We start from the raw sequence: 21,727 nt of genomic DNA on the forward strand, positions 1-21,727 counted from the left end.
GGCGCAGCAGGCGGGTGAGGCGGTGCCGCCGCGGGCGGCGGTGCCACCGGGCGCGCGGGTGCTGCCGGCGGGGCGGCCGCCGGCGGTCCCTTCGGCGGCTGCTTCGGTTTCCCGTCAGGGCCCTTCTCTTGAGGCTGGGCCTGCGCGACCACGAGCGGCGAAGCGCCTTGCGCATGCGATGCAGTGTTGGCCAATTGCATCGCGGTCAGAGCCGTCGTCGCAAGCAGCACGAAACGAAAGTTGGTCATGGTGGTGAACTTCCCCGGAAGGTTCTTTGACGAAGTGTCGGGATCAACAGCTACGCGTTAGGCCGCATTGTGGCGGGCGATGCGGTCGCAGCCCGATTTATTTCTGCACGCAAATCATCTCGCTGTGGTGACGTTCATTGCGCATTCAGACGCAGCCTGCAATCGCCGTGCATGTGATGCTTCGCCTCATCTGCGATCCCGCGGCGAACATGCATCCGTCGCAGGATTGGGCGTGAGCGGGCCATTCGGTCCGCGTCGTGGAATCTCTTCGGGCATATCGCCGGGCAATTCATCCGGCCGCGGTGTTTCGCCGGGCTCGTGCATCGGCGGCGTGATGTCGGGTTGCGGATTGCCCGGCGGAATTCCAGGAGGCGGCTCGGTCGGAGTCCCCGGTGTTGCCGGCGGAATCTCGGGCGGCTCGATTGGCATCGGCACCTTCGTGATCAATTGTCCAGAGGACGTCAACGATGATGCCGCGCCGATGTTCCCCGTTACGCGTGGTGTGGCACGCGGCTTATTCCGGTGCGTGACAGACGGCCTCGATGTTGTGACCATCCGGATCGAGCACGAACGCGCCGTAGTAGTTTGCATGATAATGCGGGCGGATGCCGGGCGGGCCGTTGTCGCGGCCACCAGCTGCGATAGCCGCCTCGTAGAAGGCATCGACCGTGGCGCGGTCCTTGGCCGCGATCGCGATATGCACCGGCTTGTTCATGTGGCCTTCTGCGCCGAACCAGAAATCCGGCTTGCCGTCGGCGCCGAAACCTGCGGCGGCAGCGTGGCCGGTCTGCTCCGCCGTGACTTCCATGATCAGCTTGTAGCCGAGCGGCGCCAGCGCCGTCGTGTAGAACGCTTTCGTGCGTTCATAGTCGGCAACCGAGAAACCCAGATGGTCGATCATCGCAACCTCCCTTGTCCGTTCCCGTCAGCGTGACAGGAACGTATTGCTCCGTGTCTTGCGCGCAATCGCGAAACCGCGCGCGACCATGTCGGCAATACAATCCTGCCGCCATTCCCCTTGTGACAGATGCTCGATCACGACGGCGCGCGGCCACAGCAGGCGCGGTGCATCGCGGAAGAAGCCGATCAGCACGCGGTCCTCAAAACCTTCGACGTCGATCTTGAGCGAATCGACTTGGCGGACGCCGGCCTCGTCGAGAATGCGTGTCAGCCGCAGCGATGGGACTTTGATCGCGTCGGTGCTGGCCGTGCCGGTGACGACGTGCGTGGCGCCGAGATTGCCGCCGCCGCTCTCGATCATCAGCTCGCCGTCGCTGTCGCCCGCGGCCGCCTGCACCAGGCGCACCTGCGCCGTCCTCGACGCGGCGTGATTGAAGGAGAGCCGTTCGAAGGTCAGCGGATGCGGCTCGATGGCAACCACCTTGCCCGTGAGCCCGACCTGCCGTGCCATGACCAGTGCAAAGGTGCCGACATTGGCGCCGACATCGACGAACGTGCCGCCCGCAGGGGTGTGCTGGCGCAGGAAATCGAGCTCGTCGAGATTGTAGTCGGGGTTGAACAGTGCACCGCGCTCGGTCGCGCTGCCCTGATGATAGAAGCGGAACGAGGCGCCCTGATACTGCACGTCGACCGGACCGCCACGCAGCAGGTCGACCAGCCGCGACAGCCACGGCCGGAATGCGCCCCGCTTAAGCCCCGACCGTGCTGCGAGGCGAATGATCGCGGCCTGGGCCGCGTTGGGCGCAAACGCACCGAACGGCGCGGACGAAGGAGCGTTGTCGGACGTCAAGCAGCAGGTCCTCGTTGCAGGCGGCGCATGCATAGCCGGTTTTGATTGGGACTCCAACGCCCTGAAGGTCGCGGCCGACAGCAGCGCGGACGTCGCGCCGGCGAGGAAATCGACCGGGGAATCGGTCGCAACCCGCAGATCCTCCGCGATCCGGTATTCAGGATTTTCGTGATCGCCCCCGAACGAGGTTGAGCTGGCAGCAGCGCCCGTTCTTGAGCCGCCGCGTCAACACGCTGCTCGCGAGCCAGGCCCGCCAGCGTCGCTGGATGCCCATGCGCGCGAACAACCCGCGCCACTGCGAGCACAATGCTGCCGATCGCGAGCGGGAAGAACACCGCCGCGAGATGGAAGACACTCGTCGCATCGCGCTTCTCGATGGCGTCGAAGATCGCGCGATTCCGGGCATTCAATGGGCGGCCTCTTGCCCTGCTCGCACGCGGCGGCCGGTTTTTGCATGACCGGACACGCAAGGGAAATCAGGTGGTTCCCCTCGGTTCTGACCGCCGGATCATTCCACGGCGCCGCCGCGCGCGCGTCGCAGCCCGGTGCAGAACGCGCGACAATTCCTCGATCGAATAAGGCTTTTGCACCAGGTCGCAGCCGGCACCGCCCTCCTGTGACAGGGCCTGGCTGTAGCCCGTGGTCAGCACGACTGGCACGGCGATGCCGCGATCGCGGATTGCCTGTGCCAGATCGAGCCCGGTCATTCCGGGCATGACCACGTCCGAGAACACGACATCGAAGCGATCCGCCTCCACGACGAGCTCGGCGAGTGCGTCGGTCGCATTGTCGACCAGAGTGATGGTGTAGCCGAGCTCGGTGAGGCCATCGGCAGCGAAATTGGCAAGCTCGATGTTGTCCTCGACCACCAGCACCGACATGCCGCTTCCGGTCACCGCCGGCGCGGTGTTGGGCGCCCGGCGCTGCGGCAGCAGGTCCGGCGGGATGCGCGGCAGATAAAGCGAGAAGCTGCTGCCGTGCCCCACCTCGCTCGTGACGGTCACTTCGCCGCCGGACTGCCGGGCGAAGCCAAACACCTGGGATAGGCCGAGACCGGTGCCGTGGCCGACCTGCTTGGTGGTGAAGAACGGCTCGAAGATGCGCCCGAGTCGCGCGGCAGGAATGCCGACGCCGGTGTCGCTGACGGTCACGCGGACGAAGCCATGGTTTGCCAGGGTCTGGCCGGCCGAAGGCTGCGCCAGCGTGTCCGGAACGGTCGTGGTGGCCTCGACCTTGAAAATGATCCTGCCTTTGCCTTGCATGGCATCGCGCGCATTGGTCGCCATGTTGATCAGCGCCGTCTCGAACTGGCTGGCATCGGCATTGACGAGGCACGGCGACGCCGGCAGCTGCATGACGATCTCGATCGCGGGACCCAGCAGCGTGGCGAGCATATCGTGCAGCGATTGCACCCGCGCACCGACGTCGAACACCTCCGGCTTCAGGGGCTGGCGCCGCGCAAAGGCGAGCAGCTGCGAGGTCAGCTTGGCCGCGCGCGCCACCGAAGCCGCAATGGCCGTGATGTAGCGCTGTCGCCGCTCCTCCGTCAGCTGCGGCCGGTTCAAGAGGTCGACCGAGGCGCGGATCACCGTCAGGAGGTTGTTGAAGTCGTGCGCGACTCCGCCGGTTAGCTGCCCGAGCGCCTCCAGGCGCTGGCTGTGCCTGAGCGCCTCCTCGGCCTCGCGCCGCCTTGCGGCTTCGGCTTGAAGGTGCCGGGTGCGCCGCAACGCGAGCGCCAGCAGCAGAAACAGGAGCGCGGTGGCGGGAACGCCGAACACCAGATGCTGGCCCATGGTGGCGAGCCAGCGCGCGCGGATCGCCGACGTCTCGAGCCCGGCGCTGACATAGATCGGATATTCGGCGACACGCCGGTAGGCGATGCGCCGCTCGATGCCGTCCGAGGGCCAGGCGACCGTGATGAGCCCGTGCTCGGGGTGAGCCGCGATTTTCTGCCCCACCGGTCCGGCCGGATCGAGCCGAAGGTCGTGGTCGAGCCGGGGAAAATGCGTGAGCATCGTCCCGTCGGTGCGCCCCATCGCGAAGAAGCTGCCGGGGTCTGATCCGATTCTGGCGTAAAAACTCTCGAAATATTCCGGCAGGACCGAGGCCTGGATCACGCCGATGAAGCGGCCGTCGTCGGAGTCGCGGCGGCGGCTGATGCCGAAGAAGCGGGCGCCACGATAAGGTGGTCGTGGCGTCAGGGCGGCGCCAATGAAAGTGCCGATGTTCTGGTCGATGTGGGCATAGAAGTAATCGCGGTCGGCAAAGCCGAGGTCCGGCGGTGGCGAAACGAGGCTGTTGACCAGCGCTTTTCCGTCGGCATCGAAGATCCAGGCCGATTTGAGCTGCGGCAGCGAATCGGTCAGGCGCTTCAGGCGGCGGTGCAGCGCCGGCTCTCTGGCGCGGATGACGTCGTCGGGCAGGCCGCGCACGACCTCGTTGAGCTCGGCGAGGCTGCGGTCGATGGTCTCGAACACCTTGAGCGCGTGCTCATGCGCCACATCGACCGTGCGCTCGATCTCCCGGTCGGCGATATCCCTGGTCGATGTATGGGAGATCGTGGCGGCAACGACGAAGAGCGCAATCGGCAGCGCCAGGGATGCCGCCATCATCCACTGCAACAGCCTCAGCGAGTTGCGTTGCGCCCTCTGCACGGTCGCTCCGTCCCTGACCGGAGCTTAACTGAATCTCGCGCAAGGAAGGAAGCAGCTTATGCTGTAACCGCCGGTTGCGAATCGAAAGTTTACGCGCTGAGCGGGACGAAGAAAATTCTGCTCGAATTGATGGCAATTGCAGAAGGCCCCGGCCGGTTTGGCCGGGGTGGAGGGTGCGGCCCTCGTCTCAGATCTGGCGCTCGACCATCTTGAGCTTGAGCTCGGCGATGGCTTCGGCCGGGTTCAGCCCCTTCGGGCAGGCCTTGGCGCAGTTCATGATGGTGTGGCAGCGGTAGAGGCGGAACGGGTCCTCGAGATTGTCGAGCCGCTCGCCGGTGGCTTCGTCGCGGGAATCGGAGACCCAGCGGTTGGCCTGGAGCAGCGCGGCAGGGCCGAGATAGCGCTCGCTGTTCCACCAATAGCTCGGGCAGGAGGTCGAGCAGCAGGCGCACAGGATGCACTCGTAGAGGCCGTCGAGCTTCTCGCGGTCCTCGTGGCTCTGGCGCCATTCCTTCTGCGGCGTCGGCGAGGTCGTCTTCAGCCAGGGCTCGACCGACGCATACTGCGCGTAGAAATTGGTGAGGTCGGGGACGAGGTCCTTCACCACCGGCTGGTGCGGCAGCGGATTGACCTTCACCGCGCCGTCCTTCACGTCGTGCATCGAGCGGGTGCAGGCCAGCGTGTTCTGGCCGTCGATGTTCATCGCGCAGGAGCCGCAGACGCCCTCGCGGCAGGAGCGGCGGAAGGTCAGCGACGGGTCGATGTGATTCTTGATCCAGATCAGGCCGTCCAGCACCATCGGACCGCAATCGTTGGTGTCGACGTAATAGGTGTCGACGCTCGGATTCTTGCCGTCGTCCGGATTCCAGCGATAGACCTTGAACTCGCGGAGCTCGGTCGCGCCCGCGGGCTTCGGCCAGGTCTTGCCGCCAGTGATCTTCGAGTTCTTCGGAAGTGCGAATTCAACCATTGCTCTAACCTTTCGTCATTCCGGGCGATGCGCAGCATCAGACCCGGAATCTCGAGATTCCGGGTCTGGTCCTTCGGACCATCCCGGAATGACGGCTAATGTTCGATCAATACACGCGCGCCTTCGGCGGGATGTACTGCACGTCGTTGGTCATGGTGTAGTCGTGAACCGGACGGTACTCGATCTTGACCTTGCCGGCATCGTCCAGCCAGGCCAGCGTGTGCTTCATCCAGTTCTTGTCGTCGCGCTCGGAGAAGTCCTCGCGCGCATGGGCGCCGCGGCTCTCGGTGCGGTTGGCGGCCGAGTTCATCGTCACCACCGCCTGCGAGATCAGGTTGTCGAACTCCAGCGTCTCGACGAGGTCCGAATTCCACACCAGCGAGCGGTCGGACACGGCGATGTCGGTGATGCCGCTGTGGACCTTCGCGATCAGGTTCTGGCCTTCGCTGAGGACTTCGCCGGTGCGGAACACCGCGCAATTGGTCTGCATCACATTCTGCATGCCTTCGCGCAGTTTCGCGGTCGGGGTGCCGCCGGAGGCATAGCGGTAATGGTCGAGGCGGCCGAGCGCCATCTCGGCCGAGTTCGCCGGCAGCTCCGGCTGCTTGCCGTTGGGCGTGAGCTTCTCGGCGAGGCGGAGCGCGGCGGCGCGGCCGAACACGACGAGGTCGATCAGCGAGTTGGAGCCGAGGCGGTTGGCGCCGTGCACGGACACGCAGGCGGCTTCGCCGATCGCCATCAGGCCGGGGATCACCGCGTTGTCGTCGCCGTCCTTCTTGGTCAGCACCTCGCCGTGATAGTTCGTGGGGATGCCGCCCATGTTGTAGTGCACCGTCGGCACGATCGGGATCGGCTCGCGCGTCACGTCGACATTGGCGAAGATCTTTGCAGATTCCGAGATGCCCGGCAGGCGCTCGGCCAGCACGGCGGGATCGAGATGGTCGAGGTGCAGGAAGATGTGGTCCTTCTTCTTGCCGACGCCGCGTCCCTCGCGGATTTCGATCGTCATCGCGCGCGAGACCACGTCGCGCGAGGCGAGGTCCTTCGCCGACGGCGCATAGCGCTCCATGAAGCGCTCGCCCTCGGAGTTGACGAGATAGCCGCCCTCGCCGCGCGCGCCTTCGGTGACGAGACAGCCCGAGCCGTAGATGCCCGTCGGGTGGAACTGCACGAATTCCATGTCCTGCAGCGGCAGGCCGGCGCGCAGCACCATGCCGCCGCCGTCGCCGGTGCAGGTGTGCGCCGAGGTGCAGGAGGCATAGGCGCGGCCATAGCCGCCGGTGGCGAGGATCACGGTCTGGGCGCGGAAGCGGTGCAGCGTGCCGTCGTCGAGCTTCAGCGCGATGACGCCGCGGCAGGTGCCCTGGTCGTCCATGATCAGGTCGATGGCGAAGAATTCGATGAAGAACTCTGCCGCGTGGCGCAGCGACTGGCCGTACATCGTGTGCAGCATGGCGTGGCCGGTGCGATCGGCGGCGGCGCAGGTGCGCTGCGCCTGGCCTTTGCCGTAGTCCAGCGTCATGCCGCCGAACGGGCGCTGGTAGATCTTGCCGTCCTCGGTGCGCGAGAACGGCACGCCCCAATGCTCGAGCTCGTAGACCGCCTCGGGCGCATTGCGCACCATGTATTCGATCGCGTCCTGGTCTCCGAGCCAGTCCGACCCCTTCACGGTGTCGTACATGTGCCAGCGCCAGTCGTCCTTGTGCATGTTGCCGAGCGAGGCGGAGATGCCGCCTTGCGCTGCGACCGTGTGCGAGCGGGTCGGAAACACTTTTGTGATGCAGGCGGTACGCAGTCCGGCCTCGCTGCAGCCGACCACCGCGCGCAGGCCGGCGCCGCCGGCGCCGACCACGACGACGTCATAGGTGTGGTCTTCGATCGGATAGGCTTTGCCGTTGGTGGCGGGAGCGCCGTTGCCCGTGCCATTCGTTGTGGCGGCCATGGGTTACACTCCGGAGGAAAGTTTCAGGATCGCGTAGGTCGAGGCGAGCGCCACGGCGATCGAGAAGAAGTTGTTGAGCATGATCGCGGTGAGCTTCAGCTTCTCGTTATGGACGTAGTCCTCGATCACCACCTGCATCCCGATCTTCATGTGCCAGGCGCTGGCGAAGATGAAGAGCAGGAGAATCACCGCGATGGGCAGCGAGCCGAGGATCTGCGCGGCGCCGGCCTGGTTGCGGCCGAGCAGCATCATGACGATCACGATCACCGGAATCATCAGCAGCGTCATGGCGACGGCGGTAATGCGCTGGCGCCAGAAATCGGAGGTGCCGGAATGCGCCGCGCCGAGATTGCGGACGCGGCCGAGCGGGGTGCGCATGCTGCGCTTGGGCGTATCGGTCGCGCTCATCGTCCGCCTCCGGTCGCATAGGCGATGATCCAGACCAGCACCGTCAACGCGATGCCGCCGATCAGCGCGCCCCAGGTCAGGGCTTCGCGCTCGTTGGCCTTGAAGCCGTAGCCGAGGTCCCAGACGAAATGCCGGATGCCGCTCAGCATATGGTGCATCAGCGCCCAGGTGTAGCCGAACACGATCAGGCGGCCGATGATGCTGCCGGTGAAGGCCTGGACGTGGGCGTAGGCGGCCGGGCCGGAGGCCGCTGCGATCAGCCACCAGGCCAGCAGCAGGGTTCCGACGTAGAGGGCGATGCCGGTGGCGCGGTGGACGATGGAAAGGGCCATCGTCAACGTCCAGCGGTAGACTTGCATGTGAGGTGAAAGCGGTCGTTCGATCCGTGCGGTCATGGGCGGCTTTGATGTTTGTTGCGGCCCAGCACGGGGCGCGCGGGGATCGCGAAAGGTCGGCTCTATTTACGGAGTCGATCTGACCTGCGCAATCACCAATTCGCCATAAATCGAACTTGGGTTCAGCTCTATGGCCTTGATGAAACAAGGCCAATCAGGATCTTGGTATACCAGCCTGTCGGTCCGCCAACGAAGCCGAGAACATAAATTCATTGCTTGGGCGCCTCGCGGAGGCGCATTGAAATCACTATTGGAACGCCTCTAACCACCCACGGTTCACCGGCCGTTCGAGCTGGCCAGCCCAACGGCGCAGCTTGCCGCTCATTCCCTCGCCGGACATCGCCGGGAGTCGTCGAACGGCACAATGCGCGCCGGCAGCCGATATGCGCAACCTGCATTCCACCTCAGCCGGGTCGTCCCGGCGTGTCGACCAGACCAGGCAGATCGCCTACAGCTTTGTGCGCAACCAGTTCCGAACCGATGTCTCGGAGGCGTTGCGACCAATCGCCGGGGCAGGTCAGGAGTGATTGCAGGTCTTGATAGCAAGGAAATCGTCGAACTCGCGCTGTTGCTGATTGCAACCGGAGCGCTCTCCGGATTCCTGGCCGGTGTGTTCGGCATCGGTGGCGGCGCGATCCTCGTGCCTGTGTTCTATGAATGCTTCCGCATCGCCGGCGTGCCGATCGAGGTGCGCATGCCACTTTGCGTCGGCACCTCCCTCGCGGTGATCATCCCGACCTCGATCCGCTCGTTCCAGGCGCACTACAAGCGCGGGGCCGTGGACTTGGGCGTCCTGCGCGTCTGGTGGCTGCCGATCGTGATCGGCGTCGTCGCCGGTAGCGTCATCGCGCGCTATGCGCCGGAGCGGCTGTTCAAGATCGTCTTCGTCGCCGTCGCCTGGTCAGCCGCGGCCCGGCTTATCTTCGCGCGCGAGACCTGGAAGCTCGGCCATGATCTGCCGAAGGGGCCATTGATGCGCGTCTATGGTTTCTGCGTCGGCATCCTGTCGACGCTGATGGGCATTGGCGGTGGCCTGTTCTCGAACCTCTTGATGACCTTCTATGGCCGTCCGATCCATCAGGCCGTTGCGACCTCGTCGGCGCTCGCGGTGCTGATCTCGATCCCCGGCGCGCTCGGATATATCTATGCGGGCTGGCCGGCATCGGCGACTTATCCGGCCGTTGCGGCGCTGCAAATTCCCTTTGCGCTCGGCTATGTCTCGCTGATCGGCGCCGTTCTGGTGATGCCGATGAGCCTCGTCACCGCGCCGCTGGGCGTGAGAGCCGCGCATGCGATGTCGAAGCGGACGCTGGAGGCCGCGTTCGGGTGCTATCTGTTTCTCGTCGGCAGCCGGTTCGTGATGAGCTTGTTGGGCGGACAATGATTGGCGTGGGCCACGCTCTCACCACCCACTCCGCTGTCATCGCCCGACTTGATCGGGCGATCCAGTATTCCAAGGACAGCACTTATTGAGCCGCGAGGCCGCGGCGTACTGGATGCCCCGGTCAAGCGGGGGCATGACGGCGCGTTGTGAGGTGGACGCTCACCGCGACGAGGCGATGCGCCTCCCTCACTTCTTCACGTAAATATCCTTGTACGTGTCGCGCAGCACGTTCTTCTGCACCTTGCCCATGGTGTTGCGCGGCAGCTCGTCGACGACGAAGACGCGCTTGGGCATCTTGAACTTGGCGAGCCGGCCGTCGAGCGCCTTGAGCACCGAAGCTTCGCTGACGTCGGCGCCCTTGTTGCAGACCAGAACCGCGGTGACGCCCTCGCCGAAATCGGCGTGCGGTACGCCGATCACGGCGGACTCCACAACGCCCGGCATGGCGTCGATCTCGCTCTCGATCTCCTTGGGGTAGACGTTGAAGCCGCCGGAGATGACGAGATCCTTGCCGCGGCCGAGGATGTGCACGTAACCCTTGGCGTCGATCTTGCCGAGGTCGCCGGTGATGAAGAAGCCGTCGGGCCGGAATTCGGACTTGGTCTTCTCCGGCATGCGCCAATAGCCCTTGAAGACGTTCGGGCCTTTCACCTCGATCATGCCGATCTCGTCGCGCGGCAGTTCCGTGCCGGTCTCGGGCTCGGTCACGCGCACGGAGACGCCGGGCAGCGGAAAGCCGACCGCGCCGGGCACACGCTCGCCGTCATAGGGGTTCGATGTGTTCATGTTGGTTTCGGTCATGCCGTAGCGCTCGAGCACCGCATGTCCCGTGCGCGCCGACCATTCGCGGTGGGTGTCGGCGAGCAGCGGCGCCGAGCCCGAGATGAACAGCCGCATGTGTTTTGCGGTCTCGTGCGACAGCGCGGGATTTTGCAGCAGCCGGGTGTAGAAAGTCGGCACGCCCATCAGCACCGTCGCGCGCGCCATCAGCTTGATGATGAGTTCCGGATCGAGCTTCGGCAGGAAGATCATCGACGCTCGCGCAAACAGCGTCACGTTGGTCGCCACGAACAGGCCGTGCGTGTGGTAGATCGGCAGCGCGTGGATCAGCACATCCCTGTCGGTGAAGCGCCAGTAGTCGACGAGGCTCAGCGAGTTCGATGCCAGATTGTCGTGCGTGAGCATCGCGCCCTTGGAGCGACCGGTGGTGCCCGACGTGTAGAGGATCGCGGCGAGATCGTCGTTCGCCCGCGGCACCGTGGCAAACTCGCTGCTCGCCTTGTCGGCGGCCTCGGTCAGCGAGCCCCTGCCGTCGGGCCCGAGCGTTTCGACCTTGGCCTTCACCTTGGCGGCGATCGGAGCGAGGCCTTCGGCCTTGGAGGGATCGCAGACCACGAGCGAGGGTTCGGCATCGCCGATGAAGTAGTCGAGCTCGTTCAGCGTATAGGCGGTGTTGAGCGGCAGATAGACCGCGCCGGCCCGCACCGTGCCGAGATACAGCACGATATTGGCGACCGACTTTTCCACCTGCACCGCGACGCGGTCGCCCGGCTTCACGCCGCGTGCCACCAACACGTTCGCCATCTGGCCCGCGCGGGCGATCAGATCGCCATAGCTGATGCGGGTGCCGTCATGTGTCTCGATCGCAAGGCGCTTCGGATCGTCCAGGCCGTCGAACAGGCGGGAAAACAGGTTGGCGTTGGCAGCTTGGTTCATGCAACATTCCTCGCCGGCGAAGGCCGGTCAAAACCGAGGGCTGGATTAGCAAAAACCGCCCCGATGAAGCAACGGAGACAGTTTGCATGTCAAAAAACGGGAAACGCGTGGCCTGGGTCACGGGCGGTGGTAGCGGAATCGGGGAGGCCGGCGCCGAGGCGTTAGCTGCCGACGGCTGGACGGTGGTGGTCTCGGGCCGCCGCAAGGACGCCCTGGATACCGTGGTCGCCAGGATCACCGCGGCGGGCGGGGCGGCCGAGGCCATTGCGCTCGATGTCTCCAACGCCGCCGAGGCCCAGAAGGCGGCGGATCAGATCGTCGCCAGGCACGGCCGCATCGACCTCCTCGTCAACAATGCCGGCATCAATGTCCCCAAGCGCAACTGGAAGGACATGGAACTGGAGGGCTGGGACAAGCTGGTCCAGGTCAATCTCAACGGCGTGCTCTACTGCATGCGCGCGGTGCTGCCGACGATGCGCAGGCAGCAGGACGGCTCGATCATCAACGTCTCGTCCTGGGCCGGCCGCCACGTCTCGAAGATGCCGGGCCCGGCCTACACCACCACCAAGCACGCGGTGCTGGCGCTGACGCATTCCTTCAACATGGACGAATGCGTCAATGGCTTGCGCGCCTGCTGCCTGATGCCGGGCGAGGTTGCGACGCCGATCCTGAAGCTGCGCCCGGTGGTGCCGAGCGAAGAGGAGCAGGCGAAGATGCTGCAGTCCGAGGATCTCGGCCGCACCATCGCCTTCATCGCCTCGATGCCGCCGCGTGTCTGCATCAATGAGCTCTTGATCAGCCCGACGCACAATCGCGGCTTCATCCAGACGCCGAACAACAGGGATTGATGCGCCGCGGGCGCCACAAACTCCACTGTCGTCCCGGCGCCGGGACGACGGCGGAGGGTGACGTCCGTCATCACACGAACATCCCCTCGCATAGTTTCACGCATCACAAAGAATTTTCCCCCGAAACCGCATCGCAAACCCTCCCGTAGTTCGGTCCAACGATGGCGCTGCTGCTTCACGCCAAGAGGTCGCAGCCGCCGTTGTTGCCCCAACCCAACACCGGCCCAGGCCGGATCACGATTCAATCGGGAGACTTTCCATGTCGAAGCGCATTGCCTATCTCGCTGCCGCCGCCTTCAGCGCCCTCGCCATCACCGCGACCGTCGTCGCGCCTGCCAGCGCGGAGGAAAAGACCGTCATGGTCGGCGGCGCCGCCATGTTCCCGTCGAAGAACATCGTCCAGAACGCGGTCAACTCGAAGGACCACACCACGCTGGTGGCGGCGGTGAAGGCGGCCGGCCTTGTGCCGACGCTGGAAAGCAAGGGCCCGTTCACGGTGTTCGCGCCGACCAACGCCGCCTTCGGCAAGCTGCCGGCCGGCACGGTCGACAATCTGGTCAAGCCTGAGAACAAGGCGACGCTGACCAAGATCCTCACCTACCATGTCGTGCCCGGCAAGCTCGCAGCCTCCGACCTCACCGACGGCAAGAAGCTGAAGACCGCGGAAGGCGAGGAACTCATGGTGAAGAAGCAGGACGGCAAGACCTGGATCGTCGATGCCAAGGGCGGCACCTCGATGGTGACGATCTCCAACGTCAACCAGTCGAACGGCGTCATCCATGTGGTCGACACCGTGCTGATGCCGGCGACGTGACACCGCGCGATCCTGTTTCATCCCCGACAGGATGCTTCGAGACGGCGAGCCGGGGATACCCGGCTCGCTTTTTTGTGACCAGGATAGCCTGCCGGCATCGATTCGATGCCGTGCGATGACGTAACGAAAACGGACGCATCGGCGTATAATTACTGTCAGACGATTTTCAGGACGGAACCACCATGGCGAGCCTCACAGTCACCGACGAGCAGGTCGGGGTCACCCCGGCCAAAGTGATCCAGCCGGCCTGGGTGCGGGTCATGCACTGGATCAACGCCCTCGCCATGATCCTGATGATCCTGTCGGGCTGGCAGATCTACAATGCCTCGCCGCTGTTCGGCTTTCGCTTCCCGCGCGAGTATGCGCTCGGTGGCTGGCTCGGCGGCGGCCTGCTCTGGCACTTTGCGGCGATGTGGCTCCTGATGATCAATGGCCTCGCCTATCTCGTCACCGGTTTCGCCACCGGCCGCTTCCGCAAGAAGCTGCTGCCGATCACGCCGTCCGGCGTGCTTCACGACGTCAGGGCGGCGCTGACTTTCAAGCTCGGCCATGACGACCTCACCGTCTACAATTACGTGCAGCGCCTGCTCTATGCCGGCATCATCGTGGTCGGCGTACTGATCGTGCTCTCCGGCCTCGGCATGTGGAAGCCGGTGCAGCTCTATTATCTCGTGATGCTGTTCGGCGACTATCCGACCGCGCGCTACGTCCACTTCTTCTGCATGGCCGCGATCTGTGCCTTCCTCGTCATTCACGTTCTGCTCGCGCTGCTGGTGCCGAAGAGCCTGCGCGCGATGATCGTCGGCCGCTGAGGAGGAGACTATGGCAAAACGCTCATTCCTGATCCCCGGCGTCGACAAGCGCCTGCTGATCAAGGACTCCCTCAAGGCGATGCCGGATTTTACCCGCCGCCGCTTCATCGCCGGCGGCGCCAGCCTGGGTGCGCTGACGCTGCTGACCGGCTGCGACGTCGTGGACTCGTCCTCGGCCGAAACCCTGCTGGCGCAGGTCTCGAAATTCAACGACGCGGTGCAGGCCTTCATCTTCAATCCCGACGCGCTGGCGCCGACCTTCCCCGAGAGCGCGATCACAAAACCGTTCCCGTTCAACGCCTATTACGATCTCGACGACGCTCCCGACATCGACGGTAAGGACTGGAAGCTCGAAGTGCGCGGTCTCGTCGACAACAAGAAATCCTGGACGCTGGACGAGCTCTACAAGCTGCCGCAGGTCAACCAGATCACGCGTCACATTTGCGTCGAGGGCTGGAGCGCGATCGGAAGCTGGACCGGCACGCCCTTGCGCGACTTCCTCAGGCTGATCGGCGCCGACACCCGCGCCAAATATGTCTGGTTCCAGTGCGCCGACAAGGACGGCTACAACTCGCCGCTCGACATGCGTAGCGCGCTGCATCCGCAGACGCAGATGACGTTCAAATACGCGAACGAAATTCTGCCGCGCGCCTACGGCTTTCCCATGAAGATCCGCGTGCCCACGAAGCTCGGCTTCAAGAACCCGAAATACGTGGTCTCGATGGAAGTCACCAACGACTACAAGGGCGGCTATTGGGAAGACCAGGGGTACAATTCGTTCAGTGGAAGCTGAGAGGGCGAATTGAGAATGGGGAGTTGCGAATAGAGAAGCAGTGACGGCTATCGCTCTCAAATCGCTATTTGCTATTCGCCATTCGCCCTTCGGGCCACCTTCCTTTGGCACAACGCCGCGACCGCGCCCAAGGCCAGCAGCGCCGCCGACACATTGAGGGCATACGACAGGCTCCCCAGCGCATCGGTGATCGCGCCGACCACGATCGGCCCCAGCGTCTGGCCGACGCCGAACGAGATCGTCATCGCCGCGATCGCGGTCGGCCACGCCTGCGGCGGATAGTTGAAGCGCACGAAGGCGGTGGTCGAGCCGACCACGGCGAAGAAGGCGACACCGAACACGACGGCGGACACCGCGAGCCAGGCCGGCGAATGCCCGAGCATCGGCAGGGCCGCGCCGAGTGCGTTGGTGCCGAGGATGATGGCGGTGGCAAGGCCGCCGCGATCGAGCGCCAGCACGCCGCGCCAGGCCCAGGGTGTCACAAAGGCGCTCAGCCCTATCAGGCTCCAGAATGCCGCCTGCGCCGCGGCGCCGCCGCCGCCGTCGCGCACATAGGCGATCATGAAGGTCATGTAGGCGATGTAGCCGGCGCCGAACAGGAAGTAGCCGGCCAGATAAATCAGCACGGGCAAAATCGCGAACGACGCGTGACCGCCTTCCGAGAAGCGGACGCTGCTCTCGATGCGGATCAGGAACAGCGGGATCGTCATCGCGACCGACAGCAGCGTCAGCGCCCACCACACCAGCCACCACGAGCCCGGCCCGAAATATTGCAACGTGAACGGGGCGATCAGCCCGGAGGCGAGAATGCCGATGCCGGGTCCGGCATAGAACAGGCTGAGCAGGAAATTGGCCCGCGCGGGCTGCGACTGCGCGATCGCCGCAGCCAGCGCGCCGCCGGCGACGAAGCCGGCCGCCGCCCCCAGGCCCAGCACGAGCCGCGCCAGGCTCAGCGCGACGAAATTGCCTGTTAGCGCGCAGGTGGCGAGCGCGGCGACGCAGGCGAGGGTTCCACCGCGAATGGCGGCTGCCCAGCCGACGCGCCGGATCAGGCGGGACGCCACCAGCGCGCCGACGAGATAGCCGACGGCGTTGATGGTGTTCATGAAACCGGCCGCCGAGTAGGACCAGCCGAGGTCCTCCCGCATGTCGGGCAGCACCAGCGCATAGGCAAAGCGGCCGATGCCGAGCCCGACCGTCGCGGCCAGCGACAGCGTCAGGATCAGCCGCGCGGGGTGTGCGTAGGGCGGGCGGTCAGGGGCGTGCAAGGGGATACTCCGGCCTTGCCAGTGTGGCAGGCCCTGTCGGTCTTGCACAGCCGCACCCCGGCAATGGTGTCTTGCCAAGCGCGCAACGCCGCTCTAGCACTCCGGCCGAATTCGACCTCAGAGGAAACGACCATGGCGACCCACAAACTGCTGCTGCTTCCCGGTGACGGTATCGGCCCCGAAGTGATGGGCGAGGTGAAGCGCCTGATCGACTGGCTCAATGCGGCCGGGATCGCCAAGTTCGAGACCGATACCGGCCTTGTCGGCGGCTCCGCCTATGACGCACACAAGGTGTCGATCTCCGAGGGCGACATGGCCAAGGCCAAGGACGCCGACGCCGTGATTTTTGGTGCGGTCGGCGGCCCGAAGTGGGATGCGGTGCCTTACGAGGTGCGCCCGGAAGCCGGCCTGCTCCGCCTGCGCAAGGATCTGGCCCTGTTCGCGAACCTCCGTCCCGCAATGTGCTACCCGGCGCTGGCCGACGCCTCCAGCCTGAAGCGCGAGGCGGTCGAGGGGCTCGATATCATGATCGTGCGCGAGCTCACCGGCGGCGTCTATTTCGGCGAGCCCAAGACCATCACCGATCTCGGCAACGGCCAGAAGCGTGCCATCGATACCCAGGTCTACGACACCTATGAGATCGAGCGCATCGGCCGCGTCGCCTTCGAGCTTGCCAGGAAGCGCAAGAACAAGGTGACGTCGATGGAGAAGCGCAACGTCATGAAGTCGGGCGTGCTCTGGAACGAGGTCATGACCCAGGTCCACAAGCGCGAATACCCCGACGTCACGCTCGAGCATCAGCTCGCCGATTCCGGCGGCATGATGCTGGTGAAATGGCCCAAGCAGTTCGACGTCATCGTCACCGACAATCTGTTCGGCGACATGCTGTCCGACATCGCGGCGATGCTGACGGGCTCGCTCGGCATGCTGCCCTCGGCTTCGCTCGGCGAGGTCGACGTCAAGACCAAGAAGCGCAAGGCGCTGTACGAGCCCGTGCACGGCTCGGCGCCCGATATCGCCGGCAAGGGCCTCGCCAATCCCATCGCGATGATCTCGTCCTTCGGCATGGCGCTGCGCTATTCCTTCGACATGGGCGCGCTCGCCGACAAGGTCGATGCCGCGATCGCCGCGGTGCTGGCCAGCGGCCTGCGCACCGCCGACATCAAGTCGGAAGGCACCACCGCCGCTTCCACAACGCAGATGGGCGAAGCGATCCTGAAGGAATTGCAGAAGCTGCACGCGTAAGACGATAGTTGCTGTCATTCCGGGGCGGGTCGAAGAGCCGAACCCGGAATCTCGAGATTCCGGGTCTGGTGCTTGCGCACCATCCCGGAATGACGTGCCCAAAAACAAAAATGGCCGGGCGTGAGCCCGGCCATTTTTTGATTCGTGCCTGCGTCCGCTTCAGTACAGCGGGAAGTTCTGCGGATAGCCGCCGACATCGCCTGGCGGAGAGAGCGGCTGGCGATCGATCGGGCGGTTCAGGTTCTCGCGGGCGAAGGACGGATAGCCGACGGCCGGCGGGAAGGCGTAGTCGGTGAACTTGCGGTCGCCCGGATTGACCTCGGTGCCGCCGTCGAGCCATGAGCGCCTGCTGACATAGATGCGGGTGCGGCCCTGCTGGTAGACCGCGTTGGGGCCGCTCGGGCCGTAATAGTGGCGGCCGCGCTCGTCATAGCGCTTTGTCCTGGTGTCGGCGGAGGCCGGCGTCGCCAAACCAATGGCAGAGGACATGGCAATCACGGCGCCCGCCGCAAGCCAAGCCGCCAGTTTGTTCGCCGCAGAAAATTTCGAGCTCATCACGTCCCCTTCAGGCGGCAAGCCGCCAGTCGATTTCACCGCCATACTAGCCCGCCCGGGGTGACCGCAGCTAGGTCTATTGGGTCACACCAGGCGAGAATAATCGTGCGCGCCGGCAAAAGTTGCATGCAAACCAGCCACTTGAGCTTGATGCCGATCAAAGCGCTCCGCGCAATTGCGCATTCGCGGCCCCGAGCAGCCAGTCCTCCGAATCCGCAGGGTCACAGCCGCGGCGCTTCAGCTCGGCACGGGCGAACAATTCCGCCAGCTTCGGCTCGTTGCCCGAGGCCAGCAGCGTCAGCCGGTTCAGCGTGCAGGCGATCGCCGCGCGCCGGGCGGGCAGGCTGTCGCCCTGGCAGGAGTAGCCGGAGATCTGGAGCATGGGCTCCTCACTGCGCTTGAGGTAGCCGAGGCACCCCCGCACAGCCTCCATTGTGCCTGTAGGCCGGAACAGGACGACGGGGCCGAATTTGGTGCCGATCAGGCCGGCCTGCTCGAGCGCGGTGACCGCGCCCAGACCCATCTGGGCGGCCAGATCCGCGGTCGCCGGACGTGTCACGTCGAATTCGGCGCCTTCGCGGTAGATTTCGAGCTCAGCCAGAGGCTTGTCCGCTTCGCCGGTCCAGCGCAGCACGTCCCTGCGGCCGCCTTCGGGGTGCCTCAGGATAGTGTAAGATACTGTTTTATCGGAAGAATCGGTCCGGCTGACGGCGAAGGCCGGGTGCGAACGATCGGCCACGCTCCAGCCCGGTTTCCGGGCCGGCTCATCGTCGCGCAAGTCCGGCAGCTGGCCGAGTGCCGCGAGGGCGAGGATGGCAAGCAGAGCGAGCGCCCCCACATAGGCGAACAGGTGCGCCAGGGTGCCGACGACCTCGTCGGCAAAGCCTAGCAGCGCCAGATGGATGGCGGTCCGGGTAGGGCTGGCGGCCATGCTGGCCTCGGGCGACTGCATCCACGTCCCTAAGGCATGGTCCAACGTTGTCTTGCGGCCGGTTCTCGCATAGAAGCGCTGCTCTTCCTGTTTAAGCGTCAGCTTCAGGAACGGGCTTTTTCATCGGAGAGTGAACGATGGGTTACAAAGTCGCAGTCGTCGGCGCGACCGGCAATGTCGGTCGGGAAATGCTCAACATCCTGGATGAGCGCAAATTCCCCGCGGACGAGGTCGTGGCCCTGGCGTCACGCCGCAGCGTCGGCGTCGAGGTCTCCTATGGCGATCGCACCCTGAAGGTCAAAGCGCTCGAGCATTACGACTTCTCCGACGTCGACATCTGCCTGATGTCGGCGGGCGGTTCGGTGTCGAAGGAATGGTCGCCGAAGATCGGCGCCGCCGGCACTGTGGTGATCGACAATTCGTCGGCCTGGCGCATGGACCCGGACGTGCCGCTGATCGTGCCCGAGGTGAACGCAGGCGCGACCGAAGGCTTCAAGAAGAAGAACATCATCGCCAACCCGAACTGCTCGACCGCGCAGCTCGTGGTCGCGCTCAAGCCGCTGCACGACAAGGCGACGATCAAGCGCGTCGTCGTCTCCACCTATCAATCGGTGTCGGGCGCCGGCAAGGACGCGATGGACGAATTGTTCTCGCAGACCAAGGCCGTCTACACCAATGACGAGCTCGTCGCGAAGAAATTCCCCAAGCGCATCGCCTTCAACGTCATCCCCCATATCGACGTCTTCATGGAGGACGGCTTCACCAAGGAAGAGTGGAAGATGATGGCGGAGACCAAGAAGATTCTTGATCCCAAGATCAAGCTCACCGCCACCTGCGTGCGCGTGCCGGTGTTCGTCGGCCACTCCGAGGCCGTCAACATCGAGTTCGAGAATCCGATCAGCGCCGACGAGGCGCGCGAGATCCTGCGCAAGGCGCCCGGCTGCCTCGTCATCGACAAGCAGGAGCCCGGCGGCTACGCGACTCCCTACGAAGCCGCCGGCGAGGACGCCACGTATATCAGCCGTATCCGCGAGGATGCGACGGTGGAGAACGGCCTGGTGCTGTGGTGCGTGTCCGACAACTTACGCAAGGGCGCAGCGCTCAACGCGATCCAGATCGCCGAAGTGCTGATCAACCGCAAGCTGATCAGCGCGAAGAAGCAGGCGGCGTGAGAGGTGGCGAATAGGGAGTAGCGAATGGCGAATGGAGTTTCCCATTCGCTACTCGCCATTCGCTATTCGCGCGCGTTCTTGAATTCCTTGCTCGCCTTGTCCAGCACGAACAGCGATCCCTCCGCGACGCCGAAATAGGCGCCGTGGGTCTGCATCTGGCCGCTCTCCACGGCCTTGCGCACGAACGGGAACGTCATCAGGTTCTCCAGGCTGCGGAACACGGCGGCCTTCTCGATGCGCTCGACGAACTGCGCCATGGTCTCGTGCGCGCGCTGCTCGACCACTTCGCCCGGCTTGATGAACATCTGCATCCATTTGCCGATGAAGTCGCCGGGCGTGAGTGGCTCGATCTTGTCGACAAAGGCGCGGATGCCGCCGCATTGCGCGTGGCCAAGCACCACGATGTGCTTCACCTTCAGCACCGTCACCGCATATTCCAGCGCGGCCGAGACGCCATGTGCGTTCTCGTCGGGCTGATAGGTCGGTACCAGGTTGGCGATGTTGCGGACCACGAAAAGCTCGCCCGGGCCGACGTCGAAGATCACCTCGGGCGAAACGCGGCTGTCACAACAGCCGATCACCATCACTTCCGGCGACTGCCCCTTCACCGACAGTTCACGGTAGCGGTTCTGCTCGGTCGGCAGCCGCTGGGTGGCGAAGGCCTGGTAGCCTTGCAGCAAATGCTTCGGGAATGTCATCATGGCCTATGCCTAATCATATACCGCCGGGGTGAACAAGCCTTTCGAACGGGCAGGCCAAGTGCTATCGGCTGAGACCAGAATACAGGAAGGAACGCTTGCATGACCCGCCCGCGCCGCAGCCATCTGTTCATGCCCGGCTCCAACCCCCGCGCGCTGGAGAAGGCGCGCAATCTCGCCGCCGACGGCCTCATCCTCGATCTCGAAGACTCGGTTGCTCCCGACGCCAAGGCAGCGGCGCGCGACGGCATCGCCGCCGCGATCGCGGCCAAGGGTTTTGGCAAGCGCGAGATTTTGATCCGGACCAACGGCCTCGATAGCCCCTGGTGGGCGGATGACGTCGCGATGGCCGCCAAGGCATCGCCGGACGGCATCCTGGTTCCAAAAGTTTCAAGCATCGAAGATCTCGACGCCATCGACCGCCGTCTTGGGGAACTCGGCGCTGCTCCGACGGTCAAGGTTTGGGCCATGATCGAGACCGCGCGCGCCGTGCTCCATGCCGAGGAACTCGCCGCCGCCGGGCGCGATCCATCGCGCCGTCTCTCCGGCTTCGTGTTCGGCCCGAACGACATCTCGCGCGAGACGCGCATCCGGATGCTGCCGGGCCGTGCCGCGATGATTCCGATGATCACGCATTGCATCCTGGCGACGCGCGCCCACGGCCTCGAAATCCTCGACGGCCCCTATAGCGACATCGCCAATTCCGACGGCTTCGCCACCGAATGCGCGCAAGGCCGCGATCTCGGCTTCGACGGCAAGACGTTGATTCACCCCTCGCAGATCGATGCCTGCAATGCGATCTTCACGCCGCCTGAAGAGGAAGTCGCGCGCGCCCGAAAGATCATCGCCGCGTTCGAGCTGCCCGAGAACGCCTCGCGCGGCGCGATCCGCCCCGACGGCGCCATGGTGGAACGCCTGCACGCCGACATGGCCCGGCGCACGATCGAGATCGCAGACGCGATCGCCGCGATGGGGAAGGGCTGAGGAAGGCTCCTCCCGCCGGATATCCGCCTGGCGCGGATTTCCCTTCAGCGTCGATACGTCGCAAACGTAATTTAGATCACACAGTTGGGCTCGTTGCTCCGATAGATTTGCGTCGTTTGAATATTGCTTTCCGTCCCGAC

The 21,727-nt window shown here is 64.8% G+C and carries 21 protein-coding genes and 2 pseudogenes; 8 read left to right on the forward strand and 15 right to left on the reverse strand.

Translation table 11 applies throughout. The annotated features are described in order from the left end of the window. The 10 genes and pseudogenes from XH87_RS06360 to sdhC all read right to left on the reverse strand — a co-directional run. Positions 1-248 (reverse strand): annotated as a pseudogene (locus tag XH87_RS06360) (OmpA family protein); the annotation flags it as partial. Between the two features lie 186 nt (positions 249-434). Beyond that, on the reverse strand, positions 435-677 hold the full coding sequence (locus XH87_RS06365; protein ID WP_271586593.1) for a hypothetical protein: 243 nt from the start codon (positions 675-677) through the stop codon (positions 435-437). A gap of 85 nt (positions 678-762) precedes the next feature. Continuing rightward, positions 763-1,149 carry a VOC family protein gene (locus XH87_RS06370; protein ID WP_271586594.1) on the reverse strand — a complete coding sequence of 129 codons (387 nt, stop codon included), beginning with the start codon at positions 1,147-1,149 and terminating at the stop codon, positions 763-765. A 24-nt stretch (positions 1,150-1,173) separates the two neighbouring features. Continuing rightward, complete coding sequence (locus XH87_RS06375; protein ID WP_035703041.1) at positions 1,174-1,998, reverse strand: FkbM family methyltransferase; 825 nt, start codon at positions 1,996-1,998, stop codon at positions 1,174-1,176. 63 nt (positions 1,999-2,061) lie between these two features. Next, a pseudogene (locus XH87_RS06380) lies at positions 2,062-2,408 on the reverse strand (ABC transporter ATP-binding protein/permease); the annotation flags it as partial. Positions 2,409-2,474: 66 nt separating this feature from the next. Further along, positions 2,475-4,652 (reverse strand): hybrid sensor histidine kinase/response regulator, encoded by a 2,178-nt coding sequence (locus tag XH87_RS06385; protein ID WP_271586595.1) that lies wholly within the window; start codon positions 4,650-4,652, stop codon positions 2,475-2,477. Between the two features lie 187 nt (positions 4,653-4,839). After that, positions 4,840-5,622, reverse strand: a complete 783-nt coding sequence (locus XH87_RS06390) for a succinate dehydrogenase iron-sulfur subunit (RefSeq protein WP_158670401.1) — start codon at positions 5,620-5,622, stop codon at positions 4,840-4,842. Positions 5,623-5,728: 106 nt separating this feature from the next. Continuing rightward, a complete protein-coding gene (sdhA, locus tag XH87_RS06395) occupies positions 5,729-7,564 on the reverse strand; it encodes a succinate dehydrogenase flavoprotein subunit (RefSeq protein ID WP_035703020.1) in 1,836 nt (611 codons plus the stop codon). 3 nt (positions 7,565-7,567) lie between these two features. Continuing rightward, the gene (sdhD, locus tag XH87_RS06400) at positions 7,568-7,972 is read right to left on the reverse strand and encodes a succinate dehydrogenase, hydrophobic membrane anchor protein (protein ID WP_035703018.1); all 405 of its coding nucleotides are present in this window, start codon (positions 7,970-7,972) and stop codon (positions 7,568-7,570) included. Then, positions 7,969-8,367 (reverse strand): succinate dehydrogenase, cytochrome b556 subunit, encoded by a 399-nt coding sequence (gene sdhC, locus XH87_RS06405; RefSeq protein WP_271586596.1) that lies wholly within the window; start codon positions 8,365-8,367, stop codon positions 7,969-7,971. The genes sdhD and sdhC overlap by 4 nt, the downstream gene beginning before the upstream one ends. A gap of 523 nt (positions 8,368-8,890) precedes the next feature. On the opposite strand from sdhC, the gene XH87_RS06410 reads away from it, so the two are divergent. Beyond that, the gene (locus XH87_RS06410) at positions 8,891-9,751 is read left to right on the forward strand and encodes a sulfite exporter TauE/SafE family protein (RefSeq protein WP_271586597.1); all 861 of its coding nucleotides are present in this window, start codon (positions 8,891-8,893) and stop codon (positions 9,749-9,751) included. 186 nt (positions 9,752-9,937) lie between these two features. Here XH87_RS06410 and XH87_RS06415 read toward each other — a convergent pair whose 3' ends face one another. Continuing rightward, positions 9,938-11,467 carry a malonate--CoA ligase gene (locus tag XH87_RS06415; RefSeq protein ID WP_271586598.1) on the reverse strand — a complete coding sequence of 510 codons (1,530 nt, stop codon included), beginning with the start codon at positions 11,465-11,467 and terminating at the stop codon, positions 9,938-9,940. A gap of 86 nt (positions 11,468-11,553) precedes the next feature. On the opposite strand from XH87_RS06415, the gene XH87_RS06420 reads away from it, so the two are divergent. The 4 genes from XH87_RS06420 to XH87_RS06435 all read left to right on the forward strand — a co-directional run bounded on the left by XH87_RS06420 (position 11,554) and on the right by XH87_RS06435 (position 14,734). Then, positions 11,554-12,315 carry an SDR family oxidoreductase gene (locus XH87_RS06420; protein WP_271586599.1) on the forward strand — a complete coding sequence of 254 codons (762 nt, stop codon included), beginning with the start codon at positions 11,554-11,556 and terminating at the stop codon, positions 12,313-12,315. Positions 12,316-12,574: 259 nt separating this feature from the next. Next, positions 12,575-13,129, forward strand: a complete 555-nt coding sequence (locus XH87_RS06425) for a fasciclin domain-containing protein (protein ID WP_035703008.1) — start codon at positions 12,575-12,577, stop codon at positions 13,127-13,129. A gap of 182 nt (positions 13,130-13,311) precedes the next feature. Further along, positions 13,312-13,941, forward strand: coding sequence for a cytochrome b/b6 domain-containing protein (locus XH87_RS06430; protein ID WP_271586600.1), 630 nt, complete (start codon positions 13,312-13,314; stop codon positions 13,939-13,941). Between the two features lie 10 nt (positions 13,942-13,951). After that, positions 13,952-14,734 (forward strand): molybdopterin-binding protein, encoded by a 783-nt coding sequence (locus XH87_RS06435; RefSeq protein WP_271586601.1) that lies wholly within the window; start codon positions 13,952-13,954, stop codon positions 14,732-14,734. 71 nt (positions 14,735-14,805) lie between these two features. Here XH87_RS06435 and XH87_RS06440 read toward each other — a convergent pair whose 3' ends face one another. Continuing rightward, entirely contained in the window at positions 14,806-16,002 is a 1,197-nt protein-coding gene (locus tag XH87_RS06440) for a YbfB/YjiJ family MFS transporter (RefSeq protein ID WP_271586602.1), read from the reverse strand. Between the two features lie 132 nt (positions 16,003-16,134). On the opposite strand from XH87_RS06440, the gene leuB reads away from it, so the two are divergent. After that, positions 16,135-17,247: a 3-isopropylmalate dehydrogenase gene (gene leuB / locus XH87_RS06445; protein WP_035703000.1), complete on the forward strand. Its 1,113-nt coding sequence runs from the start codon at positions 16,135-16,137 to the stop codon at positions 17,245-17,247. Between the two features lie 159 nt (positions 17,248-17,406). On the opposite strand, the gene XH87_RS06450 is transcribed toward leuB, so the two are convergent. Together XH87_RS06450 and XH87_RS06455 are read right to left on the reverse strand one after the other, a co-directional pair. Further along, entirely contained in the window at positions 17,407-17,802 is a 396-nt protein-coding gene (locus XH87_RS06450) for a hypothetical protein (protein ID WP_271586603.1), read from the reverse strand. A 157-nt stretch (positions 17,803-17,959) separates the two neighbouring features. Continuing rightward, positions 17,960-18,754, reverse strand: a complete 795-nt coding sequence (locus XH87_RS06455; RefSeq protein WP_271586604.1) for a hypothetical protein — start codon at positions 18,752-18,754, stop codon at positions 17,960-17,962. A gap of 116 nt (positions 18,755-18,870) precedes the next feature. On the opposite strand from XH87_RS06455, the gene XH87_RS06460 reads away from it, so the two are divergent. Further along, positions 18,871-19,905 (forward strand): aspartate-semialdehyde dehydrogenase, encoded by a 1,035-nt coding sequence (locus XH87_RS06460; RefSeq protein WP_158671999.1) that lies wholly within the window; start codon positions 18,871-18,873, stop codon positions 19,903-19,905. Between the two features lie 62 nt (positions 19,906-19,967). On the opposite strand, the gene XH87_RS06465 is transcribed toward XH87_RS06460, so the two are convergent. Then, positions 19,968-20,606, reverse strand: a complete 639-nt coding sequence (locus XH87_RS06465; protein ID WP_035702993.1) for a carbonic anhydrase — start codon at positions 20,604-20,606, stop codon at positions 19,968-19,970. 99 nt (positions 20,607-20,705) lie between these two features. Between XH87_RS06465 and XH87_RS06470 the strand changes: the two genes are divergently transcribed. Further along, entirely contained in the window at positions 20,706-21,587 is an 882-nt protein-coding gene (locus XH87_RS06470; RefSeq protein WP_271586605.1) for an HpcH/HpaI aldolase/citrate lyase family protein, read from the forward strand. The last annotated feature ends 140 nt before the right edge of the window (positions 21,588-21,727 follow it).

It is taken from the genome of Bradyrhizobium sp. CCBAU 53415 (assembly GCF_028128735.1).
Taxonomy (GTDB): domain Bacteria; phylum Pseudomonadota; class Alphaproteobacteria; order Rhizobiales; family Xanthobacteraceae; genus Bradyrhizobium.

What these genes read in the sequence shown, in the direction of transcription:
- XH87_RS06450 (WP_271586603.1), bottom strand. Translation starts at nt 17,802, where the DNA reads ATGAGCTCGAAATTTTCTGCGGCGAACAAACTGGCGGCTTGGCTTGCG.
- XH87_RS06470 (WP_271586605.1), top strand. Translation starts at nt 20,706, where the DNA reads ATGACCCGCCCGCGCCGCAGCCATCTGTTCATGCCCGGCTCCAACCCC.
- sdhC (WP_271586596.1), bottom strand. Translation starts at nt 8,367, where the DNA reads ATGACCGCACGGATCGAACGACCGCTTTCACCTCACATGCAAGTCTAC.
- XH87_RS06455 (WP_271586604.1), bottom strand. Translation starts at nt 18,754, where the DNA reads ATGCAGTCGCCCGAGGCCAGCATGGCCGCCAGCCCTACCCGGACCGCC.
- sdhD (WP_035703018.1), bottom strand. Translation starts at nt 7,972, where the DNA reads ATGAGCGCGACCGATACGCCCAAGCGCAGCATGCGCACCCCGCTCGGC.
- XH87_RS06420 (WP_271586599.1), top strand. Translation starts at nt 11,554, where the DNA reads ATGTCAAAAAACGGGAAACGCGTGGCCTGGGTCACGGGCGGTGGTAGC.
- XH87_RS06415 (WP_271586598.1), bottom strand. Translation starts at nt 11,467, where the DNA reads ATGAACCAAGCTGCCAACGCCAACCTGTTTTCCCGCCTGTTCGACGGC.
- XH87_RS06465 (WP_035702993.1), bottom strand. Translation starts at nt 20,606, where the DNA reads ATGATGACATTCCCGAAGCATTTGCTGCAAGGCTACCAGGCCTTCGCC.
- XH87_RS06390 (WP_158670401.1), bottom strand. Translation starts at nt 5,622, where the DNA reads ATGGTTGAATTCGCACTTCCGAAGAACTCGAAGATCACTGGCGGCAAG.
- XH87_RS06370 (WP_271586594.1), bottom strand. Translation starts at nt 1,149, where the DNA reads ATGATCGACCATCTGGGTTTCTCGGTTGCCGACTATGAACGCACGAAA.
- XH87_RS06430 (WP_271586600.1), top strand. Translation starts at nt 13,312, where the DNA reads ATGGCGAGCCTCACAGTCACCGACGAGCAGGTCGGGGTCACCCCGGCC.
- leuB (WP_035703000.1), top strand. Translation starts at nt 16,135, where the DNA reads ATGGCGACCCACAAACTGCTGCTGCTTCCCGGTGACGGTATCGGCCCC.
- sdhA (WP_035703020.1), bottom strand. Translation starts at nt 7,564, where the DNA reads ATGGCCGCCACAACGAATGGCACGGGCAACGGCGCTCCCGCCACCAAC.
- XH87_RS06435 (WP_271586601.1), top strand. Translation starts at nt 13,952, where the DNA reads ATGGCAAAACGCTCATTCCTGATCCCCGGCGTCGACAAGCGCCTGCTG.
- XH87_RS06365 (WP_271586593.1), bottom strand. Translation starts at nt 677, where the DNA reads ATGCCAATCGAGCCGCCCGAGATTCCGCCGGCAACACCGGGGACTCCG.
- XH87_RS06460 (WP_158671999.1), top strand. Translation starts at nt 18,871, where the DNA reads ATGGGTTACAAAGTCGCAGTCGTCGGCGCGACCGGCAATGTCGGTCGG.
- XH87_RS06425 (WP_035703008.1), top strand. Translation starts at nt 12,575, where the DNA reads ATGTCGAAGCGCATTGCCTATCTCGCTGCCGCCGCCTTCAGCGCCCTC.